This window comes from Streptomyces sp. NPDC033178, assembly GCF_055577685.1.
On record NZ_JBVIPT010000015.1, the window covers coordinates 30,598 to 46,644 of the forward strand.

A 16,047-nucleotide genomic window follows, 5' to 3' on the forward strand; every position below is an offset into this window, starting at 1 on the left:
CGTCGACGTCACGGCGAAGACTGTGGCGCGCGGCCGAAACCCTGTCAATATTAATTCCTAATTTAATAGAAAGAGGTGCCGCGCCTCGCCGTGCGTCTCGGCGCCCCGGCAGGCACTTCGCCCTGCTCAAGCAACCGGGGAGGCCGCCCGGAGTACGGAGCCACGGCGCCGGTCAAACAGGCCTCAAGAGACGAACTGCGCATCAGGGGTTGACAGAATCCCGCTCGCGCCACAGCCTTTGGCAACGTTGTCATTCGTTGGATCACGTGCCGTGTCGTACCCGGCCCGCACCGCTGTCTTTTGATGGGACATCACGCTCATGACAGATCAGTCGAGCTCGCCACGCCTGTCGCGACGCTCCCTCGTCACCACGGGTTCCACCCTGCTGGCGGGGTTCGGACTTGGTTCCCTGTTGCCCGCGTCGACCGCCGCCGCGGCGGGCACCGACGCGTCGGCCGCGCCCTCCTCGCCTCGTGAGCTGGCGCTCTACCGCCCCGTCACGGTCTCTTCGACGGCCTACGCGCCCACTCCGGGCTCGTTCGTGGTCGACCGGCTCGCCTCACCGGGAGTGCGGGGCAGTGGCTGGCGTGCCGGGGCGGGCGACCCGCAGTGGATCTCGATCGATCTGCAGGCCGCCTGCGAGGTCACCTGGATCCGTCTCACGTTCGAAGGCGACGCGAGCGACCCGGTGTTCACTCCCCCGACCACGGGAAATCCGGCCAGTGGCACCACGGGCAAGGAGATCCAGTCGAGCTACGCGGTCGAGTACGTGGTCGAGACGTCCACCAACCGCGAGTCCTGGACCAGCGTGTACCGCACGACGGCGGGCACCGGCGGAGTGGTGAACATCCAGCTCCCGCGCCCGGTCACCGCGCGCCATGTGCGGATGACCTCGCGCAAGCGCTCCAACCCCAATCCCCTCGGTCTGAACGGCTTCGAGGTCTACGGCAGTCCCAAGGGGCACCGGCCGTCGGCCACCGGCTGGACGGACTGGGGCAAGCACTCCGGGCCCGCGCCCAGGCTGGTGGTGGCCGACGACGGCACAGTGCCGGTGGAGTCAGGCTGGCGGCTGACCCTCGACGACTGGGCCGACGCCGACGGCGAGGAACTGTCGAAGACGACTGTCGACACCAGCGGATGGCTGCCGGCGACCGTACCCGGCACGGTCCTGGCCTCGCTCGTTGACCAGGGCAAGCTGCCCGATCCCGTAACCGGACTCAACAACCTCCATGTCCCCGAGGCCCTGTCCCGGCACGCGTGGTGGTACAAGCGGGACTTCGAGCTGCCGCGCGGTCTGCGCACCGGAGCCGGGCGGCGGATCTGGCTGGAGTTCGACGGCATCAACCACAAGGCCGACATCTGGCTCAACGGCAAGCAGGTCGGAGACCTGACGTATCCCTTCGCCCGCTCGGCCCACGACGTGACCGAGCTGCTCTCGGCGGGCGACGCGAACGCGCTCGCGGTGAAGATCACGCCGATGCCGGTGCCCGGCAGTCCCGGCGACAAGGGCCCCGCGGGCGAGGCCTGGGTGGACGCGGGCGCCAACCAGATGAACCTCAACTCGCCCACCTACCTGGCCTCTTCGGGCTGGGACTGGATGCCCGCGGTACGCGACCGGGCCGCGGGCATCTGGAACCACGTCCGGCTGAGATCCACCGGCCATGTCGTGATCGGCGATCCTCGTGTCGACACCCTGCTGCCGAAGCTGCCCGACGTGTCGGTCGCCGAGCTGACCATCGTCGTTCCGGTCCGCAACGCCGACACCACCGACCACAGGGCGACGGTCTCCGCGGCCTTCGACGGCGTACGGGTGTCCAAGGTCGTCACCGTGCCCGCGGGCGGGAGCATCGACGTCACGTTCACCCCCGACGCCTTCGGCCGGCTGCGGCTGCGCGACCCCGAGCTGTGGTGGCCCAACGGGCTCGGCGACCCCGTGCTGCACGATCTCACGCTGGTCGCGTCGCTCGACGGCGCCGAGAGCGACCGCCGCACCACCCGGTTCGGCATCCGTCAGTTCGGCTACGAGTACGAGGTGCCGCTGCCGTTCACCGCCTCCGAAGACGCCTACACCCAGTCCGTGACCTTCGACCGGCAGCAAGCCCAGTACGTACGCATCAAGTGCCTGACCCGGGCCTCCGGTTGGGGCAACTCGCTGTGGACGCTGTCCGTGTCCGACAGCACCCGGCCCTCCGTCGACCTCGCGCTGCACGCACCGGCCGACGCGTCGAGCAAGGACGGGAACGACCACGGCCCGGCCAATGCGACGGACGGCAATCCCGCGACCCGCTGGTCCTCGTCCTACGAGGACGACCAGTGGATCCGGGTCGATCTGGGCTCGGCGCAGTCGTTCGACCGGGTCGACCTGACCTGGGAGCAGGCGTACGCGAAGACCTATCTGGTGCAGGTCTCCTCGAACGACGCCGACTGGACCGATGTGGCGTCGGTGGACAACAGCGCGGTGCCGCTGCCCTTCAACAACGGCAACGCCAGCCTCCAGGTCGAGGACTTCGCTCCGCGCACCGCCCGGTACGTCCGTATCGCCTGCGGGGTGCGCAACACGAGCTGGGGCAACTCCCTGTGGTCCCTCGGCGTCATCGACAGCACAAAGCCCGGAACCGACCTCGCCCTGCGTCAGAAGGCGACCGCCTCGACCGAGGAGTCCGACCACCCGGCCGCGCACGCCACCGACGGTGATGCGGGAACCCGCTGGTCCTCCCAGTACGAGGACCAGCAGTGGCTCCAGGTCGACCTGGGATCCGCGAAGAGGTTCGACAGGGTGGCGATCGTCTGGGAGCCGGCCTACCCGAAGACCTACGTGATCCAGGTGTCCGACGACGGCGACACGTGGACCGACGTGAAGTCCGTGTCCAACACCCCCGATCCGCTGAAGATCAGCGTCAACGGAGTGCGGGTACTTGCCCGCGGAGGCAACTGGGGCTGGGACGAGCTGCTGCGCCGGATGCCGCCGGAGCGGATGGACGCGGCCGTGCGGATGCACCGCGACATGAACTTCACCATGATCCGCAACTGGGTCGGCACCTGCGACCGGGAGGAGTTCTTCGCCGCCTGCGACGAGCACGGGATCCTGGTGTGGAACGACTTCCCCAACGCGTGGGCCATGGACCCGCCGGACCATGACGCCTTCAACTCGATCGCGCGGGACACCGTCCTGCGCTACCGCATCCACCCCAGCGTGGTGATCTGGTGCGGAGCCAACGAGGGCAACCCGCCTGCCGCCATCGACAAGGGCATGCGCCAGGCCGTCGAACAGCAGGCACCTGGCATCCTCTACCAGAACAACTCGGCCGGCGGCATCATCACCGGCGGCGGCCCGTACGGCTGGGTCGAGCCGGAGAAGTACTTCGATCCGTCGACGTACGGCAGCAAGGACTTCGGTTTCCACACCGAGATCGGTATGCCGGTCGTCTCCACCGCGGCCAGCATGCGGAACATGACGGGCGACGAGCCCGAGTGGCCGATACGTGGCGCGTGGTACTACCACGACTGGAGTGAGCGCGGGAACCAGGCACCGCACACGTACAAGGCAGCCGTCGAGGCCCGACTCGGGGAAACCGAGGACCTGGACGACTTCGCCCGCAAGGCGCAGTTCGTCAACTACGAGAACACGCGCTCCATGTTCGAGGCATGGAACGCGAACCTGTGGGACAACGCCAGCGGCCTGATGCTGTGGATGTCCCACCCCGCGTGGCACAGCACGGTCTGGCAGACCTACGACTACGACTTCGACGTCAACGGCACCTATTACGGGGCCCGGACGGCGTGCGAGCCCCTGCATGTCCAGGCCGACCCGAAGGGGCAGGTCCTGGCCGTCAACCACACGCGCAAGGACCTCAAGAACGCCACTGTCTCGGCGCGGTTGTTCGACCTGGCGGGCCGGCAGCTCGGCAAGACGAAGGACGCACGGCTGGACGTGGCACCGGCCGCCACCGCGAAGGCGTTCACCAGCGCCTGGACCGACGACCTGCCCGACCTGCACCTGCTGCGCCTGACCCTGGAGAGCAGCGACGGCCGCGTCCTGTCGCGCAACACCTACTGGCGCCACCGCACCGCGGCCGCCATGCGGGCGCTGACCAAGGCGCCGCAGACCAAGGTGTCCGCGGCGGTGCCGCGTCTGTCCCGTTCCGGAGCCCGTCACGAACTGACCGCCACCGTCCGCAATCATGGTCGGTCCGTCGCCGCGATGGTCCGGCTGTCCCTGCTCAACGACAAGACCGGCCATCGCGTGCTGCCGACGCTCTACAGCGACAACTACCTGTGGCTGCTGCCCGGCGAGTCACAGACCGTCACCTTGTCCTGGCCCGCGCGCGCTCTGCCCTCGCACCGCCCGCTCCTGAAGGTGGAGGCGTACAACAGCCGCTCTGCGACAGCGCGCCCGTAGGTTCCTGTCCGACGCACCCCCGGCCAGGTCAGAGGGGCTTGAGCCGGGTGTGCAGGAGGCAGAACTCGTTGCCTTCCGGGTCTGCCAGGGTGTGCCAGTTCTCGGCGCCGGTCTGGCCGACGTCGGCAGGCCTGGCGCCGAGGGCGAGCAGCCGCTCCAACTCGGCGTCCTGGTCGCGGTCGGTGGCGTTGACGTCGATGTGCAGCGGAAGCTTCCCTCTCCGCGGGTCGCTGCTGGGGCTGAGGACGAGGGTGGGCTGCGGGCCGCCGAAGCCGACGTCGGGCGGCCCGATCTCGATGCTTCCGTCGTCCTCCCGGCCGAGTTCTACGTAGCCGAGGACCTCGCACCAGAATGCGGCGAGCCGGTCGGGGTCTGCGCAGTCGAGAACCAGTTCACTGATGCGGCATGCCATGCCGGGGAGTGTACATAGACAGCCCGAAGGCCGATCGTCGGCCGCGGCAGGGGCATCTGTGTTCAGTCGCGTGCCGGGGCAGCGAGCGCCTCCGCGCGCTGTGCGAGTCGTTTGAGAGCCACCTCGCCCCAGGTCAGGTTGTCCCGTTCGAGGGAGAGGCCCCGCAGGCAGGTGAGGTAGGGCCCGATGCGTTCGGCGGTGGTGAAGTACTCGTCCTCGGTACGTCCGGCCAACAGCCATTCCCGTACACGCTCGTAGCGCGCGATCTTGGTCGCGGCCAGCTCCATGCGCTGGGCGATGGCCGTTCGTACGGCCTCCATGTCGCCGACGTCGACGCACTGGACTTTTACCAGCAGCTCGTCCCTGATCGCCGTCGGTTTGGCGGGCGGTTCGGCGGTGTAGGCCCGTACGGCGGCGAGGCCCTCCTCGGTGAGCGAGAACAGCCGCTTGTTCGGACGGCGCTCCTGCTGTACGACGCGAGCGGCGACCAGGCCCTCGCCTTCCATACGCTCCAGCTCGCGGTAGATCTGCTGCGGTGTGGCCATCCAGAAGTTGGCGACCGACGCCTCGAACCCCTTGGCGAGGTCGTACCCCGACGCCTCACCCTCCAGAAGCGCCGCCATCACCGCATTGCGAAGAGCCATGAATCCAACCTAACAGCCTGTTGATTACTCAATGCGACGACTATGAGCGGGGCCTCACGAGGGGCCCTCGACGACCTGGGCCACCGGAAGCAGGGTGGGTCGCTTGGCCTCCCGGCCGTCGCCGGACGAGCGGCCGCGCAGGCGGCGGGCGAGCCAGGGGCCGAGGAAGGAGCCCGCCCAGCGCAGCTCGGTCCCGACGACGCGCAGCGTCGAAGGCCTGGGCTCGTCGGCGGGCAGAGGGCGGATCCAGCTGTCGTCGCTTCCCGGTACGGCGAGTGCCTCGGCGACCGCGGCGGCGATCAGCTCATGGCCGCGCGGGCTCGCGTGCAGCCGGTCGGGGCTCCACAGCCGGAGGTCGGTGACCACCGAGTGAGGCTCGGCGTCGGCCACGACTACACCGTGGCGTCGGGCCGCCTCGCGAATGCGGCTGTTCAGTGCGGTTACCCGGTGGCCGATTGGTCTGGCGGCCGGGACGATCCGCGCGAAGTCGGGGAAGGTCAGCGTCGCTACGCGGGCACCGCTCCCGGTGAGCGCGGCGAACATCGCCTCCAGGTGCTCGGCCACCTCGTCCGCGTCGAAACGGGGACGCAGCACGTCGTTGACACCGGCGACGACCGTCGCCAGGTCCGGGCGCAGTGCCAGCGCGGGCTCCAACTGCTCAGAGCGCACCTCACCCGCAAGGCGCCCGCGGATGGCGAGGTTGGCGTACAGGAGGCCGGGGTCGGTGCGCGCGATCTGCTCGGCGAGCCGGTCCGCCCACCCTCGCGGGTTCCCGGTGCCGTCGTCGTCACCGAGCCCCTCGGTCTGGCTGTCACCCAGGGCGACGTACCGCGCGTAGCCACTGTTCGCCATGATCGCCCGCCTTCTCCGAGCTCGGACCCCCACTGCCTGCGGAGCGAGAGGGGATGACTAACTAGTCGGCTATTAAGGTAGTTGACTACCCCAGGAAGTGCACATGCCCAAACGGGGACGAGACTCCGGATGCGCGCCGGAACTCTTGACGCCGACTGTATGACTGCGTAGACATGTCTGCGCAGTCAGGTCGTCGGTGGTCTGGCATCCTTGGGATCCGATCGCCGGCCGTCGGGGAGGCTCCATGACGCGAGGTACAGGGCGGGGCGGGGGCTCCGCCGCGCCGCGCAGTGTGGATGTGGCCCGGCTGGCCGGGGTGTCGCAGAAGACGGTGTCGCGGGTCTTCAACGACGAGCAGTACGTGTCCGCCGACGTGCGCCGACGCGTACTGGCCGCCGCCGAGGAACTCGGATACCGGCTCAACAACGCGGCCAGGGCGCTCGCTTCGGGGCGGACCCGGTCCATCGGTGTGGTGACGCTGGGCACCGCCCTCTACGGCCCGGCCACCCTGCTCATGGGTGTCGAGCGGATCGTCCGGGACACGGGATACGCGCTCCGCGTGGTCAACACGATGGAAGGCGACCCTGCGGGCATCGCCGGTGCGGTGGATTCACTCCTCGACCAGGGCGTGGACGGCATCGTCATCTCCGAGCCGATCGACGAGGAAGGCGACGGAGGGGACATCTCCGCCCGGCTCGACGTGCCGGTCCTGGTCATCGGCGCGCCTTCGCCCTTCACCGCCTCCACAGTGCTGGCCGCGGGCGGCGGCGCCGACCGGATGGCCCGGGCGGCCACCGAACATCTGCTGGACCTGGGCCATATGACGGTGCATCACCTGGCCGGTCCGCAGCGGTGGTACGCCGCCCGGGACCGCCTTGTGGGATGGCGTTCCGCACTCACGGAGCACGGCAAGGACGTCCCGCCGGTCGTCCAGGGCGACTGGTCGGCCGCGTCCGGATATGCGGCGGGCCGTGAACTGGCCTCCCGCCCGGAGGTGACCGCGGTCTTCGCCGCCAACGACGACATGGCCATCGGTCTGATCCGTGCGCTGACCGAGGCCGGCCGACGCGTGCCGGAGGACGTCAGTGTGGTCGGCTTCGACGACATCCCCGTCGCGGGCTATGTCACTCCCCCGCTGACCACGATCCGCCAGCCGTTCGACGCCGTGGCCCAGGAGGGCCTCAAGCGTCTCGTGCACTCCATCGAGAATCCGCAGGCGGACCCACTGCCCGCGAGCGACCCACCGGTCGACCTCGTCGTACGCTCCTCGACCGCGCCTCCGCCGCCCCGGAAGACCCCGGGACGCGGCCGACGCGGCAACTCCCCGCTCCCGAAGGGAGGTTCACCCGCCGGCCATTGAGGTTCGCCGACCCGCACTGCCGACCGCTCACAACCGCCGACTGGCGGCAATCGGCCCCGCGCCGACAGCGCCCACAGCCGGGCATGTGATCCCAGGACGAGCCGCCGTACCGGGATCTTCGACCCCTTCCACCGCAGCGCCCTCGACTCCAGACGCCGGGTGCGGATCGTGCACGCCCGCCAACGCCTCGATATGCGCGGCTGTGGCCTCCCCGCGGGCACGTCCCTGACCTCGATGCCCTGGACGTCCGCGTGTTCGTCTCCTGATCCGACCTCCACAGGCACCACCGTGGCCACCCCGAGGAGGGGCTTTGCACAGAAGAAGAGCAGGGAAAGCACTGGGAACCTTCGTCGCGGCATCCGCGCTGCTGGCCATACCCATGGGCACGGCGCAGGCTTACAACCCGACGGGAGGGATCCTCTACCAGCTCGGAAACGAACCGTGCCTCAAGGGGCGGGGCAACTGCGCGGTCTACCCGAAGTCGGCACAGCTGCCGGGCGGACGCCTGGTCGCGTCGTTCGAGAAGTCCACGGTGGTGCCGGAGACGGGCAGCGCCGACAAGCAGACCCTCCCCGTGTACAAGAGCGACGACCACGGAACGAGCTGGCAGCCGCTGTCGGAGGTCAAGGCCCCCGCGTACCTCTCCAGCGACCCCAAGTACGCGAAGTACACGAGCAATTGGACGAACCCGTACCTCTACACGCTCCCCCAGGACGTCGGGAACCTGAAGCAGGGCACACTGCTTCTCGCGAGTGTCGTGTCGGGCGACGACCACTACTACAAGGAGCGCAAGGCGGCCGATCCGAACTGGACGCCGACGAACGACGGAGACCGCAAGGACCTGGCGATCGCCCTGTACTCCAGCACCGACGACGGCAGGACATGGAACGTCATCAACGTCATCGCGACCGGCGGCTGGCAGGGTGGCAGCGCGGGCGCGGTCGGCCAGAACATCGCGAGCGCGAACACGCACAAGCAGGTGGATCCCCTCTGGGAGCCGTACCTGATGGTCTACAAGGGCAAGCTCGTCTGCTACTACTCCGACGAGAACGACTACATCGGCTTCGACCCGGCCACCGGCGTCCCGACACCGGACCCCGCGAACGACACCGCCCCTGATTCGCACGGCCAGATCCTCGTGCACAAGACCTGGGACGGCCGCAGTGCACAGTGGAGCGCCCCCGTCGTCGACCTCGCGGGACTGACCCAGAACATGGGCGGCGGCAAGACGGAGATCGGAGGCGGACGGCCGGGCATGACGAACGTCGTCCGGACGACGGACGGCAAGTGGATGCTCCCGTTCGAGTACTGGGGTGGCGGGGCCAACACCCGGTACGTGATCGCCGACAGCCCGCTGGAGTTCTACCGCGGCTCCGCCACCGGCACGGACGTCGCCTCACTGCCGGTCGCCGCCGGTTCCCGTCCTCTCGCCAGAGGTGGCAGTCCGGTCGTCATCAGGCTTCCCGGTGGGCGCCTGGTCTACAACGCCGCGGGCAGCGGCAACGTCTGGGTCAACGAGAGCGGCCGCAGCGACGGCACGTGGAAGGAGTACCAGACGACCTCGCCGGCCGGTTACAGCCGCAACCTGCAGTACGTCGAGGGCACCGGGCGCATCGCGATCCTCAACAACCAGGGCACCTCGACGATCGCCTTCGCCGAGGTCGACCTCGGCCAATCGGACGGCGCCTACTACCAGTTGGTGAACCGCAGGACCGACCAGGTGATCGGCACCGGGAACAAGACCAACGACGCAAACATCGGTAACGGGGACGTCCCTGACGTCGTGTTGGAGGAGCCCGGTGCGGCGGCGAACCCGGACACCCAGTACTGGCACGTGGTGACCGAGCGCCAGGGCGGCGTCACGCTGCTCAACAAGTCGGGCGGTCGCGCGGCGGCGATCTGGACCGGCAACGCGACGGTCGGCCAGCGGATCGGCCAGTGGGTCGACAACAGCCCCACCGGCAGTTGGAACCTCGTCAGGACCGATGACGGGTTCTACAGACTGCAGTCGGTGAAGAACCAGAACCTGTACCTGACCGGTGCGTCGGACGGAGCGGCGCTCACCTTGCAGAACGCGGTCACGGACGGCTCGCAGGAGTGGGAACTCGTGCAGTAGGCACTGTGGTGCAGAGGGTGCTGTTGTGCAGTAGGCACCGCGCCCGGCGGTCCTACTCCACCACGGTCGACTCCCGGATCGTCAGGCTGCAGGGCATGCGATGCACTCCCGAGGCGGCCCGGCCGCCGATGGCGGCGAACAGGTGCTGGGCGGCGGTGCGGCCCAGCACCTCCAGGTTCATGTCGATGGTCGTCAGCGGTGGCCTGGTCTCGGCGGACAGGACCTCCCAGTTGTCGTATCCGACGACCGCGATGTCGTCGGGAACGCGGCGGCCCCGTTCGCGGGCCGCCTCGACGAACCCCGCAGCGATCTGATCGCTTCCGCAGAACACGGCGTCGGTCTCCGGGTCGGCGGTGAGTACGATCTCGGCCGCCTGCCGCCCCCATCGCCGCGACCAGGCACCGAAGAGAACCTGGCCGCCGGAGAGGGCAAGGCCCGTCTCTTCCAGGGTCTCGACGGTGCCGGCCGCCCTGTCCTGGGCGGCCTGGTAGTGGGTGGGCCCGGTGATGTGGGCGATGCGCCGTCTGCCGACGGTCAGCAGGTGCTGGACGGCGATGCGCGCCCCTCCCATGTCGTCGGGCACGAACGAGACGTCCTGCGGGTCGTCGGAGGGCGCATAGGCGTAGACGACGGGCACGGGCAGATCGAGGTTGATCGACGGTCGTGGATCCGTGCTCTCGCCGACCACGATGATCCCGTCGACGCGACGGGCGAGCAGGGTGCGAAGGTAGTGCCGCTCGCGGATGGCGTCTCCGCGGGCGTCACAGAGCAGGACGGCCATCTCCCCCGTGCCGAAGGCGTCCTCCGCGCCGAGCAGCACGGGGATGCCGAAGCGGCCGACGCTGTCGCTGGTGAGCAGCCCGACGGTGCGGGTCTGGCCGGAGATCAGGCTCTGGGCGAGCGCGTTCGGCTGGTATCCCAGTTCCTCCGCCGCCCGGAGCACACGCTGGAGGGTCTCGGCGCGGACCTGGCTCCGGCCGTTGAGAGCCTTGGACGCGGTCGCGATCGACACCCCCGCGCGTGTGGCCACATCGGTGATCGTGGTCGCGCGTCGCCGCGTAGAACCCATCGTCACGAAAACCTTTTCCGCATAGAGGAACCGGCACTTCAGACGCCATCTGCCCTCGCCCGGTCCGAACCTAGACCGGTAAGCCCTTGCCATGTAAGGGATACGGCTAAGGGATGCGGCCCACTCTCGGCTGTTGACAGTGCGTCAGCCCGCCTCTACGTTGCGAAAACCTTTTAGGTCAGCCTCATTTGCGGCGCCGCATCAGCGCACTGCGCATGTCAGGGACACGCCATCACCTACGGCCCCGGCGGTCGCGCGGCTCAAACGCACCACACGGCTACGGGTGCTGCTCACCGGGAACGGCACCAACTCCGTGGGTCTTCTGGAGACGAAGGTGTACGGCCCCGCGTCAACGGCCAAGCGATGAAGGGTGTGCCCAAGTGACTCGTTCCAGATGCCTGTCCGTGCTCACCGCCGTGCTCGCCATGGTGTTCGTCTTCCTGGCGCCGCCGCGCGCGGCCGCCGCCGTCACGTTCACCTCGACGGGGGTGAACCAGAACAGCGCCAACTGCCTTGGTGTGCCGGGCAGTTCGACGACGAGCGGAACACAGCTCCGTGCCAACACCTGCGCCTCCGGCGCGAGCCAGTCCTTCGGCTTCACGCCGGTCGCGGGGACGCCCGACACCTACACCATCAGTACGCATGCCTCGGGCCAGTGTGTCGACGTCTACGGCGCGTCCACCGCGGACAACGCCACGATCATCCAGTGGACCTGCCACAACGGCACGAACCAGCGGTGGCGGCTCGTGCCCGTGACCGTCAGTGGAGCCGACAAGACGTTCCACCTCGTCTCCGTCGGCTCCGGCAAGTGCGTCGTGCCGAGCGGCGGTTCGTCGGCCTCGAACACGGGCCTGGTGCAGCTGCCGTGCGGTACCGGGAACGGCAGGGTGTGGCGCCTGCCCGGCTTCACCGGCGGCGGCACGGGCCCGGGCACGTTCGCCAACCCGCTCTCCCAGCGCGGCCCCGACCCCTGGCTGACGTACTACGACGGCTACTACTACCTCGCCACGACCACCTGGAACTCGACGGTCACCATGCGCAAGGCCGGCACCCTGGCGGGCCTCGCCACGGCAACCGACCAGGTGATCTTCAACCTCACCAGGCCCAACGGCGCCGGCACGATGTGGGCTCCGGAGTTCCACCTGCTCGACGGTCCCAACGGGAAGCGGTGGTACTTCTACTACACGGCCGGACGGGAGCCGTACGACCTGGGAACCCAGCGGATCCACGTCCTGGAGAGCGCGGGCCTGGACCCGATGGGCCCCTACAGCTTCAAGGCCGACCTGCTGGACCCGACCCAGGACAACACCTGGGAACTGGACCCGGGCATCCTGCAGTTGAACGGTCAGCTCTATCTCCTCGGCACGTTCTACAACGGCTCGCAGCCCATGTTCATCCGGCCGCTGTCGAACCCGTGGACCGCGAGCGGTACGCGCCGGGTGCTGTCCACTCCGACCTACGGCTGGGAGACGGTGGGCGGTGCGGTCAACGAGGGCGCCGAGGTGCTGCAGCGGGGCGGCAAGACCTTCATCGTCTACTCCGCGAGCCACTGCTCCACGCCCGACTACAAGCTGGGGATGCTGACGTACAACGGAGGTGACCCGCTCAGCTCCGCCTCCTGGGTCAAGTCACCGAACCCGGTCTTCCAGCGGTCCAACGCCAACGGTGTGTACGGCCCCGGCCACAACGGTTTCTTCAAGTCGCCGGACGGGACCGAGGACTGGATCGTCTACCACGCGAACAACTCCGCGGGCGGCGGCTGCGACATGAACCGGTCCACCCGGGCGCAGAAGTTCACCTGGAACGCCGACGGCACGCCGAACTTCGGCACACCGGTGGCCCTCGGCGTCACACTGACGGCGCCGTCGGGCGAGTAGCCGTCGCTTCGGAACCAGTAGCTCCGAGAGGAGTCACTCCGGAAACCGTCGGTTCGGGAACCACCACTTCCCGGACCGTCGGTTTGCGGATCAGGAGCAGTGCCGCGTCGTCGTGGAGGCGACCGCCGACATGTGCCAGCAGTTCGTCATGCAGCGCGGTGAGGGTGCGGGCCGGCTCGTCGGACACGTGGCGTGCCAGCCCATCGGCGAGCTGGTAGAACTCCCGGCCGCGGTCGCGGGCCTCGGTGACCCCGTCGGTGTAGAGCAGCAGCTGATCCCCGTCGGCGAACGGCACGACCTCCAGGGCGGGGGTGTGCTTGGCGAGGGCGCGCAGCCCGAGGGGCGGGGCCGGATGCGTGGGCTCCACCGCCTCGACGCCTCCGGACGCGCGTACCAGCAGCGGAGGCGCGTGTCCGCAGTTCACCAGCTCCAGCTGCCCTGCCTGTGAGTAACCGGCGACCACGGCGGTGACGAAGTCGTCGCAACCGAGATTGCGCGCCAGGCTCCGCTCGATCCTGTCGATGACGGCGAGGAGGTCGGGCTCGTCGTAGGCGGCCTCACGGAAGACACCGAGCACCAGCGCGGCGGTCCCCACGGCCGGCAGTCCCTTCCCCCGCACATCGCCGACGATCAGCCGCACCCCGTACGGGGTGGGTATCAGTGCGTAGAGATCCCCGCCAATGCGGGCCTCGGCCGCCGCGGCGCTGTAGCGGACGGCCACCTGGAACGGGCCGACGGTCGCCGGTACGGGCTTGAGCAGCGCGTGCTGGGCTGTCTCCGCGACCGAACGGACAGCGGCGAGCACCCGGTCACGGCGCCCGCGCAGCGCGCTGGCCAGGCCACTCGCCACGGTGACGGCGGCCAGGGCCGACAGCACGGCCGCCAGTTCACGGCCCGGAACGCCGTCCCGGGCTCCGAGCGTCGCCCCGAGCACCGCCGCGAGGAAACCGACGCACACGACACCGCGCGGCCCGTTCGTGGTGGCGGCCAGTGCGGGCCCGGCCACCAGGAGGGGCAGCCAGACCATGCCCGCTCCACCGACGAAGTCGGCGAGCACGACGACGGAGACGATCAGCACGGGCAGTACGTGGAGCAGGTGCAGTACGGGCGTCCCGGCGGCCAACCGCGCGGTGGCCCGGCCACGTGCCGAGGCCCCGGGATCGCTCACCCGGTTCCTGAGTGTCCGTATGGACCAGTGGTTGCCGCCATGATCACGGGCCTGACTCATACTTCGTCCGCTGTCCTCACCTGTGCACGGCGCACATTCCTGAAATGCCGGTTTCATCCAGGAAACGGTGTCGGCCCGGACCTCACAAGAAGCGGATTTTCAGATAGTGAGCGACAGGCTCCTGGTCACGCGGTTCGCGGTCGGGATCAGCCGTGCCCGGACGTCCTCCACTCGGGAGAGCCGGTCGACCGGCATCGAGACGCCGAGCGAGCCGAGCGTGTCCCCGCTGTAGACGGGCACGGCGACGCAGACCGTGCCCAGGGCGTACTCCTCCAGATCCGTGACGGCCGGGGCCACGGGTGAGGTGTCCAGGCGCCGGAGCAGTTCCGGTCTGCTGGTGATCGTCCGTGGTGTGAGGTCGGCGAGGTGGTGCCTGGAGAGGTAGTCCTTGCGGTTCTCGTCGTCCAGTTCCCTGAGCACGGCCTTGCCCAGCGCGGTGGCGTGGCCCGCGTCCTCGAACCCCACCCAGAGGTCGACGCGGGGCGCCCGGGGGCCGTCGACGATCTCCGCGACCCGGATCTCACCCTCCTCGTAGAAGGTGAGGTAGGCCGCGGTCGTGAGCTCGTCGCGCAACGCGGCGAGCGTGGGGCGGACACGGCTGAGCAGCGCCTGACCACGGCCCGTGCTCTGCATCATCTGCAGCTTGTCGCCCAGGACGAAGCCGCCGTCGTCCAGCTTCCGCAGGTATCCGTCGTGGACCAGTGTCCGCAACAGGTGATAGGCGGTGGCCAGGGGCAGGCCCGTCTCACGTGCCAGCTGCTTCGCCGGCGCCCCGTTCTGGTGCGCGCTGACGGCTTCCAGAAGGCGGAAGGCCCGCTGGACGGACGTGATGAGGGTGGGGCCGTCGTGCTCGCCCATAGGACCAGCGTGCGCCGGACGGGCGTCGCGGGCAAGGCGAGCGCTCAGCCCTGGGCGCGAGTGACGAGGATCCCGTCGGCGTCGCTGTAGAGGTGGCAGCCGGGTGTGAAGGTCACCCCGCCGAACGAGACCTCGACGTCCTTGTCCCCGATCCCGTCCTTGCGGCTCTTGCGGGGGTTGGAACCGAGGGCCTTCACGCCGAGGTTGATCTTGGACAGTGCCTCGACATCACGGACGACGCCGTTGATGACGACGCCCTCCCAGCCGTTGGACGCACCCAGGTCGGCGATGAGATCCCCCATCAGAGCGGCGGCCAGCGAGCCACCGCCGTCGACGACGAGCACCCGCCCCGCGCCGGGCTCACCGAGGGTGGCCTTGAGGATCACGTTGTCCTCGTGGCACCTCACGGTCGTGACGGCCCCCTCGAACGACGTCCGGGCGCCGAAGATCCGGAACTGGGTGGTGCACGACTGGAGGTCGTCACCGTGCTCGTCGTAGAGGTCGGCTGTGGGCTCCATCGGGTTCCTCTCGTGTCCCTGAGGTCAGGAAGAAAGTGACAGCGTAGGTGAAGCGTCCGGCGCGGACCGCCTGATCGAACTGGGCGACGAACCGGTCGGCGTCAGCGGTGTCGAGGTGCTGGTCCTCGATGTCGAGGACCTGGGTGGCGTAGTCGGGGTCGGCCAGCACGATCCTGCCGCCTGGGCGGACCACGCGGGACATCTCGTCGACGACCCGCGCCGGATCCTCCACGTGCTGGAGCACGCGATCCGCCCATGCGCCGTCGGAAGCACGAGTCCCGGAACGGCAGCCGGTGCCCGTCCGCCACGACTACGTGTCCGAGGCCCGCCTCCTTCATCGCGGCGGCCATCGTCAGGGAACTGTCCGCTCCGACGACCCGTGCTCCCGATTCGGCGCTCAGAGCAAGGGCGCCGTCCCCCGTTCCCGCGCCCACATCGAGGAATCGTCCGCCGGGACGGGCGTGCAGGAGCTCTCGAAGCCGCTGCTTGTAGGCCCCGTAGAACGGCTCGGCGGTCAGTCGCTTCAACACCTCGACGAGCTCTGCCGGCCGGGCTTGGCTGTCGACCGCGGTGAAGGCGTGTGGCACGTTGGGGCGGCTCATGGGGGAAAGCTAGCGCCGCGGGACAGTCGCGGCCCCGCCCTTCGGGATGGCCGGGTCGGTCCGTGTCCTCACCGTGCCGTCCGCCGGTCTGCGGTCTGCGGTCTGCGGTCTG

General features: G+C 69.2%; 12 protein-coding genes and 1 pseudogene. 4 read left to right on the forward strand and 9 right to left on the reverse strand.

What is annotated here, in order from left to right:
* Nucleotides 1-319: 319 nt before the first annotated feature.
* Nucleotides 320-4,399 (forward strand): discoidin domain-containing protein, encoded by a 4,080-nt coding sequence (locus tag ACZ5VQ_RS32520; protein ID WP_469108054.1) that lies wholly within the window; start codon nucleotides 320-322, stop codon nucleotides 4,397-4,399.
* A 28-nt stretch (nucleotides 4,400-4,427) separates the two neighbouring features.
* Here the strand turns inward: ACZ5VQ_RS32520 and ACZ5VQ_RS32525 are convergent, their stop codons facing one another.
* From ACZ5VQ_RS32525 to ACZ5VQ_RS32535, 3 genes are all read right to left on the reverse strand, one after another.
* Nucleotides 4,428-4,811 carry a VOC family protein gene (locus ACZ5VQ_RS32525; protein WP_469108055.1) on the reverse strand — a complete coding sequence of 128 codons (384 nt, stop codon included), beginning with the start codon at nucleotides 4,809-4,811 and terminating at the stop codon, nucleotides 4,428-4,430.
* A 62-nt stretch (nucleotides 4,812-4,873) separates the two neighbouring features.
* The gene (locus tag ACZ5VQ_RS32530; RefSeq protein ID WP_469108056.1) at nucleotides 4,874-5,455 is read right to left on the reverse strand and encodes a PadR family transcriptional regulator; all 582 of its coding nucleotides are present in this window, start codon (nucleotides 5,453-5,455) and stop codon (nucleotides 4,874-4,876) included.
* 54 nt (nucleotides 5,456-5,509) lie between these two features.
* Nucleotides 5,510-6,307 carry an SGNH/GDSL hydrolase family protein gene (locus ACZ5VQ_RS32535; RefSeq protein ID WP_469108057.1) on the reverse strand — a complete coding sequence of 266 codons (798 nt, stop codon included), beginning with the start codon at nucleotides 6,305-6,307 and terminating at the stop codon, nucleotides 5,510-5,512.
* Between the two features lie 244 nt (nucleotides 6,308-6,551).
* Between ACZ5VQ_RS32535 and ACZ5VQ_RS32540 the strand changes: the two genes are divergently transcribed.
* Together ACZ5VQ_RS32540 and ACZ5VQ_RS32545 are read left to right on the forward strand one after the other, a co-directional pair.
* Nucleotides 6,552-7,667, forward strand: coding sequence for a LacI family DNA-binding transcriptional regulator (locus ACZ5VQ_RS32540; RefSeq protein ID WP_469108058.1), 1,116 nt, complete (start codon nucleotides 6,552-6,554; stop codon nucleotides 7,665-7,667).
* Nucleotides 7,668-8,046: 379 nt separating this feature from the next.
* On the forward strand, nucleotides 8,047-9,783 hold the full coding sequence (locus ACZ5VQ_RS32545; RefSeq protein WP_469108259.1) for an RICIN domain-containing protein: 1,737 nt from the start codon (nucleotides 8,047-8,049) through the stop codon (nucleotides 9,781-9,783).
* A gap of 52 nt (nucleotides 9,784-9,835) precedes the next feature.
* On the opposite strand, the gene ACZ5VQ_RS32550 is transcribed toward ACZ5VQ_RS32545, so the two are convergent.
* Nucleotides 9,836-10,852: a LacI family DNA-binding transcriptional regulator gene (locus ACZ5VQ_RS32550; RefSeq protein WP_469108059.1), complete on the reverse strand. Its 1,017-nt coding sequence runs from the start codon at nucleotides 10,850-10,852 to the stop codon at nucleotides 9,836-9,838.
* 380 nt (nucleotides 10,853-11,232) lie between these two features.
* Between ACZ5VQ_RS32550 and ACZ5VQ_RS32555 the strand changes: the two genes are divergently transcribed.
* Nucleotides 11,233-12,729 (forward strand): family 43 glycosylhydrolase, encoded by a 1,497-nt coding sequence (locus ACZ5VQ_RS32555; protein WP_469108060.1) that lies wholly within the window; start codon nucleotides 11,233-11,235, stop codon nucleotides 12,727-12,729.
* Here ACZ5VQ_RS32555 and ACZ5VQ_RS32560 read toward each other — a convergent pair.
* From ACZ5VQ_RS32560 to ACZ5VQ_RS32580, 5 genes and pseudogenes are all read right to left on the reverse strand, one after another.
* Nucleotides 12,701-13,957 (reverse strand): PP2C family protein-serine/threonine phosphatase, encoded by a 1,257-nt coding sequence (locus ACZ5VQ_RS32560; protein ID WP_469108061.1) that lies wholly within the window; start codon nucleotides 13,955-13,957, stop codon nucleotides 12,701-12,703. The genes ACZ5VQ_RS32555 and ACZ5VQ_RS32560 overlap by 29 nt on opposite strands.
* A 99-nt stretch (nucleotides 13,958-14,056) precedes the next feature.
* A complete protein-coding gene (locus ACZ5VQ_RS32565; RefSeq protein ID WP_469108062.1) occupies nucleotides 14,057-14,815 on the reverse strand; it encodes an IclR family transcriptional regulator in 759 nt (252 codons plus the stop codon).
* A 44-nt stretch (nucleotides 14,816-14,859) separates the two neighbouring features.
* Nucleotides 14,860-15,333, reverse strand: coding sequence for a ribonuclease E activity regulator RraA (gene rraA / locus ACZ5VQ_RS32570; RefSeq protein ID WP_469108063.1), 474 nt, complete (start codon nucleotides 15,331-15,333; stop codon nucleotides 14,860-14,862).
* The gene (locus tag ACZ5VQ_RS32575) at nucleotides 15,296-15,577 is read right to left on the reverse strand and encodes a methyltransferase domain-containing protein (RefSeq protein ID WP_469108064.1); all 282 of its coding nucleotides are present in this window, start codon (nucleotides 15,575-15,577) and stop codon (nucleotides 15,296-15,298) included. The genes rraA and ACZ5VQ_RS32575 overlap by 38 nt, the downstream gene beginning before the upstream one ends.
* A gap of 82 nt (nucleotides 15,578-15,659) precedes the next feature.
* Nucleotides 15,660-15,935 (reverse strand): annotated as a pseudogene (locus ACZ5VQ_RS32580) (methyltransferase domain-containing protein); the annotation flags it as partial.
* Nucleotides 15,936-16,047: the final 112 nt, after the last annotated feature.